This is a genomic window from Rhodococcus sp. C1, from assembly GCF_020809065.1.
Taxonomy (GTDB): domain Bacteria; phylum Actinomycetota; class Actinomycetes; order Mycobacteriales; family Mycobacteriaceae; genus Rhodococcus_F; species Rhodococcus_F qingshengii.
This window is the reverse complement of record NZ_CP078080.1, coordinates 2,300,515-2,319,532: the sequence shown is the minus strand read 5'-3', so window position 1 is coordinate 2,319,532 and position 19,018 is coordinate 2,300,515. Positions and strand designations below refer to the sequence as shown.

General features: G+C 63.0%; 19 protein-coding genes. 16 read left to right on the top strand and 3 right to left on the bottom strand.

Annotated features, from left to right (window positions below; all coding sequences use genetic code 11):
* Positions 1–3 precede the first annotated feature (3 nt).
* From KTR60_RS10660 to KTR60_RS10650, 3 genes are read left to right on the top strand one after another with little or no spacing between them, the layout of a single operon-like run.
* Complete coding sequence (locus KTR60_RS10660; protein ID WP_003940853.1) at positions 4–1,644, top strand: acyl-CoA carboxylase subunit beta; 1,641 nt, start codon at positions 4–6, stop codon at positions 1,642–1,644.
* The gene (locus KTR60_RS10655) at positions 1,641–1,982 is read left to right on the top strand and encodes an acyl-CoA carboxylase subunit epsilon (RefSeq protein ID WP_007731147.1); all 342 of its coding nucleotides are present in this window, start codon (positions 1,641–1,643) and stop codon (positions 1,980–1,982) included. The genes KTR60_RS10660 and KTR60_RS10655 overlap by 4 nt, the downstream gene beginning before the upstream one ends.
* Positions 1,983–1,998: 16 nt before the next feature.
* Entirely contained in the window at positions 1,999–2,640 is a 642-nt protein-coding gene (locus KTR60_RS10650) for a Maf family protein (RefSeq protein ID WP_007731146.1), read from the top strand.
* A 109-nt stretch (positions 2,641–2,749) separates the two neighbouring features.
* Here the strand turns inward: KTR60_RS10650 and KTR60_RS10645 are convergent, their stop codons facing one another.
* The gene (locus KTR60_RS10645; protein ID WP_228402136.1) at positions 2,750–4,051 is read right to left on the bottom strand and encodes an HNH endonuclease signature motif containing protein; all 1,302 of its coding nucleotides are present in this window, start codon (positions 4,049–4,051) and stop codon (positions 2,750–2,752) included.
* A 61-nt stretch (positions 4,052–4,112) separates the two neighbouring features.
* A complete protein-coding gene (locus KTR60_RS10640; protein ID WP_042922151.1) occupies positions 4,113–5,810 on the bottom strand; it encodes an MFS transporter in 1,698 nt (565 codons plus the stop codon).
* A 150-nt stretch (positions 5,811–5,960) separates the two neighbouring features.
* Between KTR60_RS10640 and KTR60_RS10635 the strand changes: the two genes are divergently transcribed.
* The 9 genes from KTR60_RS10635 (at position 5,961) to KTR60_RS10595 (ending at position 14,905) form a co-directional block, all read left to right on the top strand.
* Entirely contained in the window at positions 5,961–7,454 is a 1,494-nt protein-coding gene (locus tag KTR60_RS10635) for a condensation domain-containing protein (protein ID WP_064112572.1), read from the top strand.
* Positions 7,454–8,917: a condensation domain-containing protein gene (locus tag KTR60_RS10630; RefSeq protein ID WP_050654892.1), complete on the top strand. Its 1,464-nt coding sequence runs from the start codon at positions 7,454–7,456 to the stop codon at positions 8,915–8,917. The genes KTR60_RS10635 and KTR60_RS10630 overlap by 1 nt, the downstream gene beginning before the upstream one ends.
* Before the next feature lie 118 nt (positions 8,918–9,035).
* A complete protein-coding gene (locus tag KTR60_RS10625; RefSeq protein WP_003940962.1) occupies positions 9,036–9,941 on the top strand; it encodes a sulfurtransferase in 906 nt (301 codons plus the stop codon).
* Entirely contained in the window at positions 9,938–10,354 is a 417-nt protein-coding gene (locus tag KTR60_RS10620; RefSeq protein WP_003940804.1) for a SufE family protein, read from the top strand. Before KTR60_RS10625 ends, KTR60_RS10620 begins: the two co-directional genes overlap by 4 nt.
* A 4-nt stretch (positions 10,355–10,358) precedes the next feature.
* Complete coding sequence (locus KTR60_RS10615) at positions 10,359–11,759, top strand: condensation domain-containing protein (RefSeq protein WP_228402135.1); 1,401 nt, start codon at positions 10,359–10,361, stop codon at positions 11,757–11,759.
* 138 nt (positions 11,760–11,897) lie between these two features.
* Complete coding sequence (locus tag KTR60_RS10610; protein ID WP_030535031.1) at positions 11,898–13,694, top strand: acetyl/propionyl/methylcrotonyl-CoA carboxylase subunit alpha; 1,797 nt, start codon at positions 11,898–11,900, stop codon at positions 13,692–13,694.
* A 76-nt stretch (positions 13,695–13,770) separates the two neighbouring features.
* On the top strand, positions 13,771–14,196 hold the full coding sequence (locus KTR60_RS10605) for a DUF1707 SHOCT-like domain-containing protein (RefSeq protein ID WP_003940708.1): 426 nt from the start codon (positions 13,771–13,773) through the stop codon (positions 14,194–14,196).
* The gene (locus KTR60_RS10600) at positions 14,196–14,546 is read left to right on the top strand and encodes a hypothetical protein (protein WP_003940792.1); all 351 of its coding nucleotides are present in this window, start codon (positions 14,196–14,198) and stop codon (positions 14,544–14,546) included. The genes KTR60_RS10605 and KTR60_RS10600 overlap by 1 nt, the downstream gene beginning before the upstream one ends.
* Positions 14,543–14,905: a VanZ family protein gene (locus KTR60_RS10595; protein ID WP_054782298.1), complete on the top strand. Its 363-nt coding sequence runs from the start codon at positions 14,543–14,545 to the stop codon at positions 14,903–14,905. The genes KTR60_RS10600 and KTR60_RS10595 overlap by 4 nt, the downstream gene beginning before the upstream one ends.
* Here KTR60_RS10595 and KTR60_RS10590 read toward each other — a convergent pair whose 3' ends face one another.
* Positions 14,906–15,706 (bottom strand): tyrosine-protein phosphatase, encoded by an 801-nt coding sequence (locus tag KTR60_RS10590; RefSeq protein WP_214926911.1) that lies wholly within the window; start codon positions 15,704–15,706, stop codon positions 14,906–14,908.
* Positions 15,707–15,836: 130 nt separating this feature from the next.
* Between KTR60_RS10590 and uraD the strand changes: the two genes are divergently transcribed.
* The 4 genes from uraD to KTR60_RS10570 all read left to right on the top strand — a co-directional run bounded on the left by uraD (position 15,837) and on the right by KTR60_RS10570 (position 19,015).
* A complete protein-coding gene (gene uraD / locus KTR60_RS10585; RefSeq protein WP_064689005.1) occupies positions 15,837–16,355 on the top strand; it encodes a 2-oxo-4-hydroxy-4-carboxy-5-ureidoimidazoline decarboxylase in 519 nt (172 codons plus the stop codon).
* The gene (uraH, locus tag KTR60_RS10580; RefSeq protein WP_007727227.1) at positions 16,352–16,681 is read left to right on the top strand and encodes a hydroxyisourate hydrolase; all 330 of its coding nucleotides are present in this window, start codon (positions 16,352–16,354) and stop codon (positions 16,679–16,681) included. The genes uraD and uraH overlap by 4 nt, the downstream gene beginning before the upstream one ends.
* Before the next feature lie 64 nt (positions 16,682–16,745).
* Positions 16,746–17,648 (top strand): factor-independent urate hydroxylase, encoded by a 903-nt coding sequence (pucL, locus tag KTR60_RS10575; protein WP_037129153.1) that lies wholly within the window; start codon positions 16,746–16,748, stop codon positions 17,646–17,648.
* Positions 17,649–17,701: 53 nt separating this feature from the next.
* Complete coding sequence (locus KTR60_RS10570; RefSeq protein ID WP_267133034.1) at positions 17,702–19,015, top strand: 8-oxoguanine deaminase; 1,314 nt, start codon at positions 17,702–17,704, stop codon at positions 19,013–19,015.
* The last annotated feature ends 3 nt before the right edge of the window (positions 19,016–19,018 follow it).

Genomic DNA, 19,018 nt, shown 5'->3' with positions numbered 1-19,018 from the left:
TCCATGACCACTGTCCAAGAGCCGAACGCGCCGGAGGCGGCGGCCGCACCCGATATCCACACGACCGCGGGAAAGCTCGCGGACCTGCGGAATCGCCAAGCCCAGGCGCAGGCACCGAGCGGCGAAGCCGCCATCGACAAGGTGCACGCCAAAGGCAAGCTGACCGCCCGCGAGCGCATCACCGCCCTCCTCGACGAGGGCTCCTTCGTCGAACTCGACGCACTGGCACGGCACCGAAGCGTGAACTTCGGTCTCGCTGACAACCGCCCGGTCGGCGACGGCGTCGTCACCGGTTACGGCACCATCGACGGCCGCGACGTCTGTGTCTTCTCACAGGACGCCACCGTTTTCGGCGGATCGCTCGGCGAAATCTACGGTGAGAAGATCGTCAAGGTCATGGACCTCGCGATCCGCACCGGACGGCCCCTCGTCGGCATCAACGAAGGTGCAGGCGCGCGCATTCAGGAAGGCGTCGTCTCGCTCGGCCTCTACGGCGAGATCTTCCACCGCAACGTCCAGGCCTCGGGTGTCATCCCCCAGATCTCACTGATCATGGGACCCGCCGCCGGCGGCCACGTGTACTCCCCCGCACTGACCGACTTCGTCGTGATGGTCGACGAGACCTCCCAGATGTTCGTCACCGGCCCCGACGTCATCAAGACGGTCACCGGTGAAGACGTCACGATGGAAGACCTCGGCGGCGCTCGCACCCACATGGTCAAGTCCGGCGTCGCCCACTACGTCGCTTCCGGCGAGCAGGACGCACTCGACTACGTCAAGGACCTGCTCAGCTACCTGCCGTCCAACAACCAGGCAGCAGCTCCCCGCGGCGAGATCACCGACCCCATCGTCGGTTCGATCGAAGACAGCCTGACCGCCGAGGACATCGAACTCGACACCCTCATCCCGGACTCGGCCAACCAGCCGTACGACATGCACGAGGTCATTCGTCGCATCCTCGACGACGACGAGTTCCTCGAGGTCCAGGCTGAGCGCGCGATGAACATCATCGTCGGTTTCGGTCGCGTCGACGGACGCTCGGTCGGCATCGTCGCCAACCAGCCCACCCAGTTCGCGGGCTGCCTCGACATCGACGCCTCGGAGAAGGCCGCTCGCTTCGTGCGTACCTGCGACGCGTTCAACGTCCCGATCATCACCCTCGTCGACGTTCCCGGTTTCCTCCCCGGAACCGAGCAGGAATACAACGGCATCATCCGTCGCGGCGCGAAGCTCCTCTACGCGTACGGCGAGGCAACGGTCGGCAAGATCACGGTCATCACCCGCAAGGCTTACGGCGGAGCGTACGACGTCATGGGCTCCAAGCACATGGGCGCCGACGTGAACCTGGCATGGCCGACCGCTCAGATCGCCGTCATGGGTGCATCCGGAGCTGTCGGATTCGTCTACCGCAAGCAGCTTCTCGAAGCCGCGAAGAACGGCGAAGACGTCGATGCACTGCGCCTCAAGCTGCAGAACGAGTACGAGGACACACTCGTCAACCCGTACGTCGCCGCTGAGCGCGGATACGTCGACGCTGTCATTCCTCCGTCGCACACCCGCGGACAAATCGTTTCCGCATTGCGACTGCTAGAGCGCAAGGCCGTTTCCCTTCCGCCCAAGAAGCATGGGAACATTCCCCTATGACCGCAACCACCGAGGACATTCTCAGCGAAGATGTCGCACTGGCGGAGACTGCACCGACCAACGGTGCGGTCGTCGAGGGAACCGCGACGGATGCTTCGCTCACGGAGCTGACCGAGACGTCGACCTCCGACGCGTCGGTCATCAAGATCGTCAAGGGTTCGCCCACCGACGTCGAGATCGCGGCACTGGTCAGCGTGCTTGCTGCGGCTGCCGGCAGCGGTCAAGCTCCCGAGTCGAACGTTCCCGCGGAGACCTGGGGCGATCCGACTCAGTTCCACCGCACGCGTGCGCCGTTCTCGCCGTACGCGTACCTGAACCCCGCGATCCGTCGCAGCTGACGATCACTCTGCTGACGTGACTCAACTGGTTCTAGCTTCAGCGTCCCCGGCTCGCCTCGCAGTTCTGCGGGCGGCCGGGGTTTCGCCGCTTGTGCGTGTCTCCGGCGTCGACGAGGACAAGATCGCCGACAACCTCGGACCCGACGCCGCCCCCGAAAAAGTCGTGACGGTACTGGCGGAGGCCAAGGCCGCCGAGATCGTTCCCGGTCTTGCCGCCGACAATCTCACCGACGTAGTCGTTGTCGGGTGCGATTCGATGCTCCTGATCGACGGGCAACTTCAAGGCAAGCCGGGCAGCGTCGATATCGCCCGAAAGCGATGGGCCGCAATGGCCGGACGCAGCGCCACTCTCTTGACCGGGCACTGTGTCCTACGCGTCGCCGACGGCCGCATCGTCCGCATGGCCTCGGATCACAGCGCAACAGTGGTTCATTTCGCGCAACCGTCCACCGAAGATCTCGAGGCATACCTGGCAACGGGCGAGCCGCTCCAAGTCGCCGGAGCATTCACGCTCGACAGTCTCGGCGGCTGGTTCGTGGAGAGGATCGAGGGTGATCCCTCGAGTGTCATCGGTATCGGATTACCTTTGGTACGAACACTTCTCGAGCGTGTCGGGGTTTCCGTCTCGGATCTCTGGCGCACGCAGAGCATCTTCTGACGCGTTTTCTCCAAGCACGTTTTCTCTAAGCACCACTGACCAGCCCCGCATCGGGTCCATGCCGATGCGAAGCTGGTCGTTTTTGTTGTCACCGAAAAGGTTTGACCCTTCAGGTTTTGAAGGTGGTGTTGGCCGGCCGCGGGTGCTGCTGCGGGTCGATCGAGGGCGGCGGAATGAACCACGGCTTGTTGTCGACACCGATCCGAATCTCCCACTTCCCGACGAACCCTGATTTTCGGTGCATCAGTCGGTGGTGTGAACGGCACAGCAGGACCAGGTTGTTCATCACCGTCGGGCCACCGTTGGCCCAGTGCCGGATATGGTGCGCATCAGTCCAGGCGGGCACGCATGTGCAGCCCGGGAAGGCGCAGCCTTTGTCTCGGGCGATCAACGCCACTCGCTGCTCCGCGGTCACCAACCGTTTCCCGGGTTTCGCATCCAACGGCGCGCCGTGATCGTCGAGCAGGACGGTCGAGAGGAAACAATCACACCCGAGAAGCCTGGTCTGCGACACCGAGAGTGGCCCGAGCCAGGGCATGTGCCCGACATCAAGATCAGACACGGCCACTCCACCACCATCAGTTGGTGTGGCGGCGCAGTCTCGATGCTCAGCGAGATCATGAGCATTGATGTGCACGTTCACGTGTGGACGCTGACCACCATCGGTACCGGTTTTCGCGCAGTCCAGATAACGCCGGATCAGTTCGGTGAACCCGTCCGCGGTGCGTTTCGCCGCCGACCTGGCATCGGGAGTGCCGTCCGGTGCCGGGGTGGGCATCGTCAGATTCGACAACGCCGACAGCAACATCTCGCCGGTGAGGGCGTCGAAATCGCCGCGCACCACCACTCGACCGTTCAATGTCGACGCGATCCGGAGCTCGTTGAGGTCGACATCCTCGGCGGGCGGAATTTCATCGGATTCGAACACTCGCTCCAAGGTCGCGATCACGTTCCGCACCTTCGTGGTCGTGGCCTCCACACCCGACGCAGCAGCCAACAACAAATCGATACAGCGAGGTAGCGCCTCCTCCGGCATGCCTTTCGGTGGTGATTCACAGAACGCCACGATCAACACGGCATGCTCGAAGGAGCAATCCCCGCAATCGAACCGAGCCGCCACCGCCGGAAACGGCCGCAAAGCCGCACCCAACGCGGCGATCTTCTTCCCGTCCCGAACCTGCAGCATCGTGTTGGCCGCCAACCACGCACCCACCCCGCGGCTGGCGATCACCTGATCATCCGGGCGCAACGAGAGTTCGTCGACCACCGCCACACGCACAGCCTCGAGACGCAGAATCTCCGCGCTCGCCGACACCGCAGCCGCACGTAACTCAGCAGCAGACAACTGCCACAGACGTCCGCGTAACCCCACCGCAGAACCAGACACCACGTCCGACAACAAGACACTCATTGAATCCCCCGATCCCCTGCACACAGGGTACTCGAACACCCGTTCGAGTCAAGGGCAATTTTCAGACCGGCGAATTGACCCGCGGCAGAGCAGTCGACGCCAATCCGATACCGAGCGCAATTGCTGCGATGATCGCGAGCACACGGCGCTGCGCTTCGAGAAATGCTTCGCCGGCCGCCGCGCGAGTCGATGCGTACGCGGCATCAACTGCCACCTGAACGGATTGACCCCCGGCACCGGCGGAGCCGTCCCGGCGACATTCCGGCGCCACCTCCATCGGTGTTCCGGATGCCAATTGGCTTGTTGCGCAATCGACAAAGGCCTTTTCGGCGATGTCGATCAGGCCGGGACCAACGCCGGCAGCTTCAAGGTTCGCAACGTACTCGGGCCGCTCTCCCTGCACTGCTTGCGGAGCTTGCCCCGCGACGAGCGAGAAGAACACCACTCCGATCAAGGCCAGTCCGATGGAGCTGCCAACCTGCTGAACGGTAGGAAGCAGTCCCGACACCGAACCCGCGTGCGCGGGTTCGACCGTCGCAAGGATCGCGGTTTGCAGTGGTGCCACGAACAGTCCGAGACCTGCGCCACCGAGAAGCAGCGGACCGGCGAGCGCGAGCCAGCGTGGATCGGTTCCTTCGCGTTCGAGGATGATCGACAGCGCGATCAGCGAGCCGGCAAAGACGACCATCCCCAGGATCAGAACACGGTTTCCGAGCATCCGGTACACCGCCGATGAGAGAACCGCCGCCACGCCCATTCCGACGGCCCACGGCAGCGTCATGACGCCCGCTCGCAATGCGGAGAACCCGAAGCCGAACTGAAGGGTGAGACTGATGGTGAAGATCAAGGAAGTCAGGGTTCCGAAGAAAACGAACGCAAGAACCGCGCCGATTGTGAAGGCTCGGTCGCGGAAAAGCTCGAGACGAAGGACCGGATCGCCGCCTCGTTTCGCCAAACGCGATTCGTAGAGCACAAACGCCACTGCCACCGGCGCCGACATCGCGAGCATTACGACAAGACCTGTGGGCCATCCGCGCGCCCTTCCCTCGGCCAGGGGAAGGATCAGCAGGAACAGCGCCAGTGATGACAGTGCGGCGCCGATGAGGTCCAGTGAGCGCACATGCTCAGCGCGAGCATCGACGAGATGGAAATATCCGAGAATCAAGGCGGCGATGCCGATCGGGATGTTGACGAAGAAGATCAGGCGCCAGCCCCAGTCGAACAGATTCCACTCGATCAGCAGCCCGCCGATCAGAGGCCCGCTGACCGTTGCGAGCCCGATGGTCGCACCGTAGATCCCGAAGACTCGCGGATGCCTGGCCTTCGGAAACAGACCCGAGATGATGGCGAACGTCTGGGCGGACATCGAACCGGCCGCCAATCCTTGCAGACCCCGGAAGACGATCAACATCGTCGCGCTCTGCGCGAGCCCGCACAGCAACGAGGCAACCACGAATACGGACAAGGCGGTCAGAAAAACAACTCTACGGCCGAACAGGTCCCCCAGCCGCGCTGCAGTGATCAACGAACACGCGAAAGCCAGGATGTACACGCTGACCATGAGCAACTGCGCCGATACGCCTGCTTGAAGATCGACGGCGATACTCGGAAGCGCGACGTTGACGATGGTCGCGTCGAGCAATTGCATGAATGCCGCCGCCAGACTCGTCGCCAACCCGAGCCAGGGCGTCAGAGAACCAGCTCGCCGCCCGCCCTTGTGGTCGGCGCCGACAGCGTCACCTAAAGGGTCCGGAAGCACCGAATGATCCTAATCGAACACAACGCTTCTAGAACCTGTTCTTGTTTAGATTGTAGTATTTCGGACAATTCAGTCCCCCAGATGGGATAGTTCGTCGTCTGCCCATTTTCAGAGCAGGCTTCTCGACGACACACGCAGGAGTTCTACTCGATGGATCTGAACTTGATCACCCATTGGCACCCGCTTCCTGGGCGGGTAATCGAATGGGGCGTCACGCATGCTTCCGCTCAACGAGCCGCCGAAGCCGAGATCGACCGAGAACTACCCCCGACCACGATGCAGGATCGCCACCTGCGACGCGCCCGCGTCACCGCAGAGAAGGGCGATCCGCAGTCTCCGTGGATCGGTATCGCCTTCGATTTTGCAGGAACACTGGACCGCGACGCCATGACGCGAGCCCTTCAGCGCTACATCCGTCGCCACGACACGCTGCACAGCTGGTTCTCGTTCGACGAAGCAACCACCGACGCTGCGGACACCTCGTTCGAGGTCCGTCGACACGTGGTGCCGGTCGAAAGCATCGAACTCGAGTACCGCGTGGGCGACGACGTCTCCGAATCCGAGGCGATCCGCGCGCTCGTCGCGACCAAGTTCGCCACCGAAACCAGCGCGCTGCAGTGGCCGGCCTTCGTGTTCGGTGCCGTCGAGCACCACCATGCCGACCTCGAAGCCGATCCGAGCTTCACCCTGTTCCATGCAGTCGACCACGCCCATTCGGACATGAACTCGATGGTGTTGATGTACGCGGAATTGCGTCAGCTCTACGCAGCGGAAACGACCGGGTCACATCCCGAACTGGGCCCCGCGGGAAGTTACGCGCAGTTCGGTCGCGTCGAGCGCGCACGGACGACCGAGCTGACGATGCAGTCACCCGAAGTGCACCAGTGGCTCGGTTACCTCATGCGTAGCGGCGGCTCGTTCCCCGGATTTCCGCTCCCTCTCGGGGCCGAAGACGCGCCCAAACCGGCTATCGGTTCACGCTTCGACCTGGCTGACGACATCGAGTGCGAGAAGTTCGGTGCGGTTTGTAAAGCCAACGGCGCCAACTTCATCGGCGGAATGTTCACCGCGCTCGCGATTGCGGAATTCGAACTCGCCGGACGCGACAAGTACATCGCCCTCTCGCCGGTCAGCACACGAACCGAGGCCGACTCGTTTGCGCAGGGCTGGTACATCAACCTGATCCCGGTCGGCATCGACGTCGACGACAAGCGACGCTTCACCGAGTTGGCAAAGCTCGGGCAGCAGGGGTACCACGACGGCAAGGCACTCCTCGATGTCTCTGTGCAGCAGGTCATCGATCTGGTTCTGTCGAGCTTGGCCGAGTCGGATTCCGCACCCGGCGGACTGTCGAAGACGCTCACCCCGCCGCCGATCGTCTCGTACATCGACGGCCGACGCATGCCGGATCCATACAGTTACGCCGAGACGAAGGCAACGGGAATAGTCGGCGGCAAAGAGACTCAGATCGCGTCGATGTGGATCAACCGGATGCACACCGGAACCTGGATCGCCGTGTCTCACCCCGACACCCCCATTGCCCACGAATCGGCCACCCGCTTCGCCGAGCATGTCTCGAAGATCATCAAAACTGTTGCAGCTCAAGGCGACTACTCGTTCGTGGCACCAGAGGGAGTGGCCTGATGCATGTCACCTCGATCGATCGATACGGACTCGACCCCGGAATCGTCACCGAATGGTCGCTCCAGCCCGCGGACGGCGCCGTCACCGAGTCGGAAGTACCACCGTCGTACAACCAGCATTTTCACCTCGAGACTGCGCGAACACACGGCATGGGCCGGAGTGTGTGGATGGCAGCCGCATTCGACCTTCCCGGAGAACTGAATCGGCCTGCACTCGATCTCGCGCTGCGCCTGTTCATCAGTCGCCATGACACTCTGCACACAGGATTCGAGGTGGGCGAGTTCACCACCACCCGAATGGGACTCGATCCAGACGGCACACACATCGAGACTTCGGAACCTCTGAAATTCGATTCGACCGAAGACCTCCGAGCGCATCTCAAGAAGCGATTCACGACGGTATGCGATCCACTGACCTTCCCTGCATACACGTTTGCCACGGTCGAACGCGAAGAGCATTACACGGTCCTGAGCGCGTTCGATCACACACTCGTCGACGGCTACTCGTTGGTCATCGCTCTCGGGGAACTGCGACAGATCTACGAGGGACTGATCGCCCTACCCGACCTGACCGACCACGAGGCCGTCGACGCAGTGATGAGCCGACTGGGTGACCCGGGAAGTTTCGTGCGGTACTGCGAACTGGAGGCAGACGCTCTGCTTCCCGTCGACAACGACCCTCGAATCCGAGAGTGGGCAAGGTTCTACGAGATCTGCGGTGGCACATCACCGAGTTTCCCCTTGGATCTCGGCGTCGAGGGCGGAAAGCCCGCGCCGCAGGGCGCCGATGTGCGCGTGCTGCTCGACGAGGAATTGACTGCGACGTTCGACGAGATCTGCCTATCCGCCGGCGGTAGCGTGTTCACCGGAATCCTCACTGCGATGGGACTTTCCGTCCACTCGTACACCGGCCAGTCGACGCTTCCGCTGCAATTTCCGCTTCACATTCGCAAAGATCCGCGGTGGGCCGACGCGATCGGCTGGCTCACCACCAGCGCGCCGATCACGGTCCAGATCACTCCCGACGCGGATTTCGGTGCATCCCTTGCACATACGCACGCGTCGTTCCGAGTTGCGTTGACGCTCGAGGGCGTCACCATGGCCCAGGTTCGAGATGCTTTGGGCGACAAGATTCGACGCACGCGCACCGACGTCTTCATGGTGTCGTACATCGATTACCGCAAACTACCCGGCACAGACGATCATGATCTCCTCAACGCCCATCACATCAGCAATGTGACGGTCGCCGACGACGCCCAGTTCTGGATTTCGCGAACGAACCGTGGTCTCTCGCTGCGTTCACGCTTTCCCGACACCGAGACGGCAAACGACACCATGGTGAATTTCCTCACCGAACTCGACCGGATTCTGAGAGAAGTCTGCGCCCGGGGCGTGACGCCGATCGGAAGTGTCACCGAACAATTGAGAGATTCGAGCGTCGGAGCAGGAACACCGAGGATTTAGGGTCGGCAACGGGCACGAGCAGGCAGAACCTGCTTCCGGGCGTCTCACCTTGCGCACAGCGCATAGAATCGATCAAGTCCGTGTTCGAACCGAACGATTCGTCTTCAGGAGTACGCCCGTGCCCGTTGCCCCCGATCCCTCAACCGCGTTTGCCGAGTTCGCGCATCCCGACCGGTTGGTCTCGACGGAATGGCTCTCGGCGAATCTCGGTGCGCCGGGCCTCAAGGTTGTCGAATCCGACGAAGACGTGTTGTTGTACGACGTCGGCCACATCCCCGGAGCCGTGAAGATCGACTGGCATCTCGACCTCAACGATCCGGTCACCCGCGACTACATCGACGGTGCGAAGTTCGCAGAGTTGATGAACCGCAAGGGCATCGGCCGCGACGACACCGTGGTCATCTACGGCGACAAGAGCAACTGGTGGGCGGCCTACGCACTGTGGGTCTTCACTCTTTTCGGCCACGAGGACGTCCGTCTTCTCGACGGTGGCCGCGATGCGTGGATCGCCGAGAACCGCGACACCGCTTTCGACGTTCCCGACATCACGTCAACGGATTACCCGGTCGTCGAGCGCAACGACGCTCCCATTCGCGCATTCAAGGACGACGTTCTCGCGCACTTGGGCGACGGGCCGCTCATCGACGTGCGATCTCCGCAGGAGTACACCGGCGAGCGCACCCACATGCCCGACTACCCCGAAGAGGGTGCGTTGCGTGGTGGACACATTCCCAGCGCGCTCAGCATCCCGTGGGCGAAGGCAGCGGCACCGGACAGCCGCTTCCGCACCCGTACCGAACTCGGCGAGATCTACGGCGACCTGTCGGCCGACGACAACATCGTCGCGTACTGCCGCATCGGTGAGCGTTCCAGTCACACCTGGTTCGTGTTGACTCATCTTCTCGGCTACCCGAACGTTCGTAACTACGACGGTTCATGGACCGAGTGGGGCAATGCCGTGCGCGTCCCGATCGTCCAGGGCGAAGAGCCCGGCGCCGTTCCGTCCTCTGTATCGGCGTCATGAGCGCTCTTCCTTCGGCTCTGGCCGAGATCGTCGACGACTTCGCGGCCGTCGGCGCCTCGGACAAGCTCACCCTTCTTCTCGAGTTCAGCCGAGAGCTGCCGCCGTTGCCGGCGGAGCTCGAGCAGAGCGCGATGGAGCCGGTCCCCGAATGTCAGTCGCCGCTCTTCCTCTCGGTCGACGATTCGGATCGCGACAACGTCCGTCTGTACTTCAGCGCTCCCCCCGAGGCTCCCACGACGCGTGGTTTCGCATCGATCCTCGCGCAGGGGCTCGACGGCCACAGCGCCGACGAGATCCTCGGTGTACCCGACGACTTCTATTCGGCGCTCGGTCTCGCAGAAGCCGTGAGCCCGCTCCGTCTGCGCGGAATGTCGGCCATGCTCGCGCGCATCAAGCGGCACTTGCGGGGCTGAAAACATGGAGTTCACCGAACTGGCCGACTATGCGATTCCGGCCGGCGCACTCGTCGAATGGTTGCCGTGCGCAACCGGGCCCTGGGTTCCGGATCCGCGGCCCGTCTCCTACATTCACGAGGCACATCTCAACCGTTCCGCTGCAGGCGCAGGCGACAAGTCTTGGCTGGGAACAGCTTTCGAGATTTCCGGCCCGCTCGACGTCGATGCGTTCCGAGTCGCTCTCGGCCGGTGGATCGACCGTCACGAAGTTCTGCGCTCGCATACCGTCCTCGAGCCCTCGAGCGGCGAGATCACCCGGCACACGGTCCCGCTCGGCGGAATCGACATCGGGGTCGTCAGCCACGGCTACGACGCGTCCAGCCAGGACAACTTCGACCACCTTCACCGCCTGTTCGACGATTACGCGTCCCCGCACAGTTGGCCGTCGTACGTCTTCGCGACGTTGACGCCCCGCGGTGGCGACGGTCCGTTCACCGTGTTCTTCGCGGCGGACCACTCGATCATCGACGGGTTCTCGATCGTGCTGGTCGCTCACGAGATCGCAGCTCTGTACCGCGAGGCCTCGACCGGTAGTGCTGCAAATCTGTTTCCGGTGGGCAGCTACGTCGATTTCGGTGCCGTCGAACGCGAGCACATGGCCGACATGGAAGCCGAGAAGGCTGCGGTCGAGATCTGGCGAAAGGCTCTCGGCACGGACGGTCTACCCCAGTTCCCGCTACCGATCGGTGACCGTGGAACCGATTCTCAGAACGGCCTGTCGACCTGGCTGCTCGACGCCGACCAGTCCAAGGCCTTCAGTTCGACGTGTGCAGCCACCGGCGTGGGGTACTTCGCCGGACTTCTCGGCGGACTTGCCGCTGTAGGTCGCGAAGTCGCCGGATCCGATCGATTCGAGGTCGTGACGCCGGTTCACACCCGCAGCGCTCAGGAGTGGGCGGGTGCGCTCGGCTGGTTCGTCGGACTGTGCCCGGTCGAGTTCGCCGTTGGATCGGACTGTTCGTTCGGCGACCTCGCGACACGCGCCGCCGAATCCATCGCTTCGGTCAAGCCTGCCGCAGCTGTCCCGTTCGATCGGATCGGTGAGCACCTCGAAACCCCGATCCGACCGCGATTCGTCGTGTCCTACATGGACGTTCGCTTCGTGCCCGAAGCCGCACAGTGGCCCGAATGGAACGCCAGAGCACTTCGAAGCAAGGCATATACGCACGACGTCTACATCTGGATCAACCGCACACCCCAGGGACTCAACCTCGCGGTCAGGTACCCAGGCAACGAGACGGCGAACGCCGCGGTTCACGCCTACGTGGCCGCACTGCGCCGGACCATCGAAGAAATCGTCACCGAACCGGACGCCGCCACCTCCGACAGCTACTCATCGGTAGTTTTCGAAACCGTTTCCTAAGCCGGAGTGGGCTTTAGCGATCCGGTTACAACCAGCGCCGAAGCGATGCATACACTCCGAAGTGATGCCAATCCCCCGATGGTGAAATCCCAGAGGAATACACCGCGGAGACAGACTATGCGAACCACAGGAGGCTCAGTGCCCAGTCATGCCAGCGCGCACATTACGAAGGTGCTTGTCGCGAACCGCGGTGAAATCGCGGTACGGGTCATCCGGGCGGCCAAGGATGCCGGCTACGGCAGCGTTGCCGTTTACGCCGAGCCCGATGCAGACGCGCAGTTCGTGAAGCTCGCAGACGAGGCATTTGCCCTCGGTGGACAGACGTCCGCCGAGTCCTACCTCGTGTTCGACAAGATCCTCGACGCAGCCAAGAAGTCCGGCGCCGACGCCATCCACCCCGGCTACGGTTTCCTCTCCGAGAACGCCGACTTCGCCCAGGCCGTCATCGACGCGAACCTCATCTGGATCGGTCCGTCACCGCAGTCCATCCGCGACCTCGGCGACAAGGTCACGGCACGCCATATCGCAGAACGCGCGAAGGCGCCGATGGCAGCAGGCACCAAGGATCCCGTCAAGGGCGCCGACGAGGTCGTCGCATTCGCCAAGGAATACGGCGTCCCGGTTGCGATCAAGGCTGCCTTCGGTGGCGGTGGACGCGGCATGAAGGTCGCCCAGACCATCGAGGAAATCCCCGAGCTGTTCGAGTCGGCCACCCGTGAGGCCATCGCAGCCTTCGGTCGCGGCGAGTGCTTCGTCGAGCAGTACCTGGACAAGGCCCGCCACGTCGAGGCTCAGGTCATCGCCGACCAGCACGGCAACGTCGTCGTCGCCGGTACCCGCGACTGCTCGCTGCAGCGTCGCTTCCAGAAGCTCGTCGAAGAGGCTCCCGCTCCCTTCCTGACGGACGACCAGCGCGCACGCATCCACGCATCCGCCAAGGCCATCTGCAAGGAAGCCGGCTACTACGGCGCCGGAACGGTCGAGTACCTGGTTCAGGGCGACACCATCTCCTTCCTCGAGGTCAACACCCGCCTGCAGGTCGAGCACCCCGTCACGGAAGAGACCGCGGGCATCGACCTCGTGCGTCAGCAGTTCCTCATCGCCAACGGCGAAGAACTCTCCATCAAGGAAGATCCCACCCCGCGTGGACACTCCTTCGAGTTCCGCATCAACGGCGAAGACGCCGGCCGCGGCTTCATGCCTGCCCCCGGCCCGGTCTCCGTCTACCGTGAGCCCACGGGCCCCGGCGTTCGCGTCGATTCCGGTGTCGTTGCCGGCGACGTCATCGGCGGACAATTCGACTCCATGCTCGCCAAGCTCATCGTCACCGGCGCCACCCGCGAAGAAGCCCTCCAGCGGGCATCGCGCGCTCTGGCCGAGTTCGAGATCGACGGCCTCGCGACCGTTCTCCCGTTCCACCGCCACATCGTCGAGAACCCGGCGTTCATCGGTGACGGCGAGAAGTTCGACATCTACACCAAGTGGATCGAAACCGACTGGGTCAACCCCATCGAGCCGTACGCAGGCGCCGGTGCTCCCGTAGACGACGAGGACGAGGCTCTGCCGCGTCAGAACGTCGTCGTCGAGGTCGGTGGACGTCGCGTCGAGGTTTCCCTCCCGGGCCAGTTCTCGCTCGGCAACGGCGGCGGCGCTGCCTCCGGTGCGATCCGCAAGAAGCCGAAGGCGCGCAAGCGCGGCGGCGCCGGCGGAGGTGCAGCATCGGGTGACGCTGTCACGGCTCCGATGCAGGGCACCGTCGTCAAGGTTGCAGTGACCGAAGGCCAGGAAGTCGCAGAAGGCGATCTGATCGCCGTTCTCGAAGCCATGAAGATGGAAAACCCCGTCAACGCGCACAAGGCCGGTGTCGTCACCGGACTGTCCGTCGAGCCGGGTGCAGCAATCACGCAGGGAACGGTTCTCGCAGAACTGAAGTAGGGCCTCCGGCCCCGTGCGCCTTTCCGGTAGTCCCCACTACCGGAAAGGCGCACAGTCGTTTGAGTAGGCTGTAACGATGGCTGACGTCCCCGACATTCGCATCGGCACTGCAGAACGCGAGCAGGCACTCGATCTCCTGAGCGAGCACTTCGCCGCAGGCCGCCTCACCGTCACCGAGTTCGACGAGAGAAGCGGAATCGTCAGTGCCGCAACAACTCGCAGTGAACTCGTTCCGGTGTTCGCCGATCTTCCGGGTAACTACCAAGCCCCCGGCACCGCTCCCCTGTCGATGGTGACGCCTCCCGACGCGCCGGCGGAGCGAGGCTTCAACCCCGACTGGTCCGGTCGCGTCATGGCCGTCGTCCCGATTCTCGCGGTGATCCTGTTCTTCGTCACCGGTACCTGGTTGTGGTTCCTCGCGATTCCCCTGGCCGGTGCACTGCTGTTCGGTACCGACCGGGAACGCAAAGCCAAGCGCCGCCGCGAGCGGGACTCCGACTGATGGAGCCGATCGAGATCAACGCAGGCGGCTGGTATCTACGCGCACTGCGCGCAGACGAGCGTGTGGACGACCGCCCCGCCCTTGCCGATGGTGGTATCACCGACCCCGATTACGTGAGTCAGCGAAGCGCTCAGTGGCACGAAAACAGCGTCTACTCCTGGGCAGTGTGCCAACCCAACACCGGTGAGCTTCTCGCCGAGGTCGTTCTGACACCTCTCGACTCCACCGCCCTGCTCACCGGCTGGGCCCGCGACGGGCACACCGAGGCGCTCACGACGGCCGCCGACGCCGTCACCAGGTTCGCCGAAGGTGCACTCGGACTCGTCGTCGTCGAGGGGCAGACGAATTGAAGAACAACCGATACTGGCCGTTGGCGATCGCCGTGGTCATTGCCCTGATCATGCTCTTCTCCCCGGGTTCCACCGTGCCCTCGAGCCCGGAGAACACCGACAAGATCACTCACACGCTGATGTTCGCGGTATTGGCGATCACCTCGTTGCACGCGCGGATCCCGGTGTGGCTCACGGCTGTGTGGTTGGTGATCTTTGCCGCGACGTCCGAGGTTCTTCAAGCAGCGCTGCCCATTTCGCGTTCCGGTTCGATCTGGGACGGCAGCGCCGACCTGCTCGGCATCGCCATCGGGATCGGTATCGTCAGCCTCGTGACGAGGCGACGAACTTCCCGCCGAGACGAGCCGAGCAGGTCCTGATCAGCTGAGCAGGTTGCTCCGCAATTGGTCCTGGGTCGACGCGTCGATCTTCAAGCCGTCGGTGAAGTACGCCTCGATCGATCCGTGGGCCTGCTCGAGCTCTGCCATCGACGCCTCCAGGTACTCGCGCCTGACACCGAGAACACCTTCGAGCAGGGTCGGGTCGATACCCTTCGCCTCGAATCGTTCGAGGAGCGGCGCGAACATCGGCAACAGAATCTTGTTGGTTTCGAGGTAGTCCGCGAAGACCGCGTCCTCGGAGGCACCCAGGAACAGCAGTAACGCGGCCGCTGCCCAACCCGTGCGATCCTTGCCCGTGGTGCAGTGAATGAGTGCCGGCGAGCTGGGCGGCTGCGCCAAGTCGACGAACAGTTGCCGGTACGACGCGACCGCACTCGGCAAGGTCACGAAATCGCGGTAACTTCCCTGAAAGTACTCGAGCGCCTGGCCGCTGCCCAACGCTTCGGCAGCAAACGCCGGGTCGGCGATCATCTGCTGCATCTGAGCCGGAATGGCGCGATACTGCTTGTCCGCCAATACGTCCAGGCCGATTTCTCGGATACCGTCCGGCGTCAGATCCGGTGCCGTCTCGCGTTCGGATTCGGTGCGCAGATCGTAGATCGTGACGATGCCCAGATCGGCGAGGGTCTGTACGCCGTCCGCACTGAGCGATGCCAGATCGGTGGAACGAAACACGCTCCCGGTGCGGACGGTGCCACCGAAGCTCGATTCGGGGCCACCGATGTCTCGGAGGTTCGCCAGGGACGGTACGACGGAAGACAGCTTCGGAGTATCGGTCATACCTGAGAATGTATCGGTCGCCGAGAAACCGTGATCGGGGAAGAGCAGCCGGAGAAATAAGATCGAGACACATCATCTCCCGTAATTGCTGCGCTACAGATCCGTAACATGCTCAAGTAATCCTGTGGACATGCCTACAACGAGTTCCAGTGGTCTCGGAGCCTTCGATGCGCTCGGTGACCACCAGGCAGTCGCGGCGCTGCTCGAGTGTTGCCATTCCGCCGTGTGGGCACAGGAAATCGCCTCGTCTCGCCCGTTCGCCGATCTGGAAGCTCTGTTCGACAAAGCAGATGCGGTGCTGGCCGAGCTTCCCGAGTCCGAGATCGACGACGCTCTCTCCGGCCACCCACGAATCGGTGAGCGAAGCGAGAGCGCGGCCTCTACCCGTGAACAGTCGGGAGTCTCGTCGGCGACAGAAGACGTACTCGCGGAACTTCGACGGAAGAACGCCGAGTACGAAGAGACATTCGGCCATGTTTACCTGGTCTGCGCGTCGGGGAAATCTGGAACGGAGCTCCTCGACATCCTTCGAGGTCGTCTCCGAAACGACCCGGCGACCGAGCGTTCCGTGCTTCGAACCGAATTGGCCGCCATCAATCGGATCAGACTCGCCCGTCTGATCGATGCACTCGCCGGAGGCACAGCATGAGCAAGACCCTCAGCACGCACGTTCTCGACGCGACGACGGGCAACCCCGCGGCGGGGATTCGCGTCGAACTTCGTGATCGAGACGGCGCCTCCGTCACCACTGCGGAGACCGACTCCGACGGCCGCATCCCCGAACTTGCTCCCGGTGGCCTGACCGCCGGTCACTACACCCTGACTTTCGACACCGGAACGTATTTCGAGACCAACGGACAAGAAAACTTCTACCCGGAAGTGACAGTGACCTTCCGGGTGGACGACACGGCACGGGGCTATCACGTCCCACTGTTGCTGTCGCCCTTTGCTTATTCCACCTATCGCGGGAGCTGAACACGTGACTACCGAAAACATCACGACCGGCAACATCACAACCGGCAGTACGAACACCGAACGGTTGAGCGGATCGATCGAACTATCGGGTCACCAGTACGGCAAAGCGGAAAATCGAGTAGTCCGAATCTATCGAGACACCCCCCGTCACGAAATTCACGACATCAACGTCTCCACCTGCCTGCGTGGAGATTTCGCCGACGCGTACCTCACCGGTGATCAATCGAAGGTTCTGCCGACCGACACGCAGAAACAAACGGCCTACTCTTACGCCAAGGAAAAGGGTCTGATCTCGATCGAGACGTACGGACTCGAACTCGCCCGTCATTTCGTCGACGACATCGAACCGGTCAGTGGCGCGCGGATCGAGATCGAGGAATACGCCTGGGAGCGTGCGATTGTCGACGGCAGCGAGCACGACTACACCTGGATTCGGAAGGGTCAGGAAGTTCGGACGGCGTCGATCACCATCTCCGATACCGGGACATGGGTGATCGGCGGCCTGAAGGACCTGGTGATCCTCAAATCGACCGGTAGTGAGTTCTCGGGTTTTCTCGAAGATCCGTACACCGTTCTCGAGCCGACCGACGACCGCGTCATGGCGACGACGTTGGTCGCCCAGTGGCGATTCGTCACCACCGACGTCGACTGGGAATCGGTCTACGCGGGCATCAAGGCACAGATCGTCAAGCAGTTCGCACAGGTACATTCACTTGCCCTGCAGCAGACGCTCTTCCACATCGGCAAGGCAATCCTCGAGGAATTCCCGATCATCGCGGAGGTTCGACTGTCCGCACCCAACAAGCATCATTTCGAATATGCACTCGGCCGCTTCGGAGTGGAGAACGACAACGAGGTGTTCCACGCTGCGGATCGTCCGTACGGCCTGATCCAAGCTGCGGTCAGCCGATCCGACGCACCAGACGCGGGACCGTCGTGGACCACCTACGCCGGTTGGTTGTCGTGACCGAATCAGCTCTCGGGGCAACACTCGTCGTGGCGGGCGCTCATGTGGTCACGATGGACGGCGACCGCTCCGAGTACTCCGACGGCTATGTGGTGATCTCGGGCAACAAGATCGTCGACGTCGGCGCCGGAACGCCACCCGAATACCCGGGTGCGCAAGTGATCGACGGGAGTGGTTGCCTGATCACGCCGGGTCTGGTCAACACACATCATCATCTCTACCAATGGATCACCCGAGGCCTGGCCGCGGACTCGACGCTTTTCGAGTGGCTGACCACCCTGTACCCCGTCTGGGCAGGTATCGACGCCGACGCCGTCCACGTGGCGGCCACCGGCGGCCTCACGTGGTTGGCGAAAACCGGATGTACGACCACCACCGACCACCACTACGTCGTTCCCCGCGACGCCGGCGACGTTTTCGAGGCCGAGATCACCGCGGCTGCGCAGGTCGGCCTTCGATTCCACCCGTGTCGTGGGTCGATGGATCTCGGCCAGAGTTCCGGCGGCCTGCCACCGGATCACGTCGTGGAAAAACTCGATGACATCCTGACCGGCACGCAGTCGGTGATCGACCGTTGGCACGACCCGAATCCCGGATCGATGCTGCAGATCGCGGTAGCTCCCTGCTCACCCTTCTCGGTGACGGAGGCATTGCTCCGCGAGTCCGCGACGCTGGCCCGCGAAAACGGCGTGCGTATGCACACGCATCTGGCCGAGACACTGGACGAGGAGAGATTCTGCCACGAGCATTTCGGTTGCACGCCGGTCGAATACATGGAACGAGTCGGCTGGGTGGGCCCGGACGTCTGGTACGCCCACGCAGTCCATCTCGACGACGCCGGTATCGAGACGATGGCGCGAACCGGAACTGCGGCGGCGCACTGCCCGACCTCCAATGCACGCCTGGGAGCCGGTATCGCCCGTGCCGCCGATCTGGTGAACGGCGGGGTCACCGTGGGGCTCGGCGTGGACGGCGCGGCGAGCAATGAAGCTTGCAGCCTGATCGAGGAGTCTCGTCATGCACTTCTGTTTGCTCGCTCCAAGGGCGGACCGCAGACGATGACGGTGCGAAAAGCCTTGGAATTGGGAACCATCGGCGGCGCACGAGTTCTGGGCCGAGAGAGCGAGATCGGATCGATCGAGGTCGGAAAACTTGCCGACCTGGCGGTGTGGAAACTCGACACCGTCGCGCATACCGGCATCACCGATCCAGTGGCGGCGCTCGTACTCGGCTCGACTCCCCCGCTGAAGTTACTGCTCGTCAACGGGCGAATCGTAGTTGCCGACGGACGAGTCACCACCGTCGACGAGGACGTCGTGGCCTCGGATGTCGCACGCGCACACCGCGATCTACTCGGAAAGGCTTGAGGT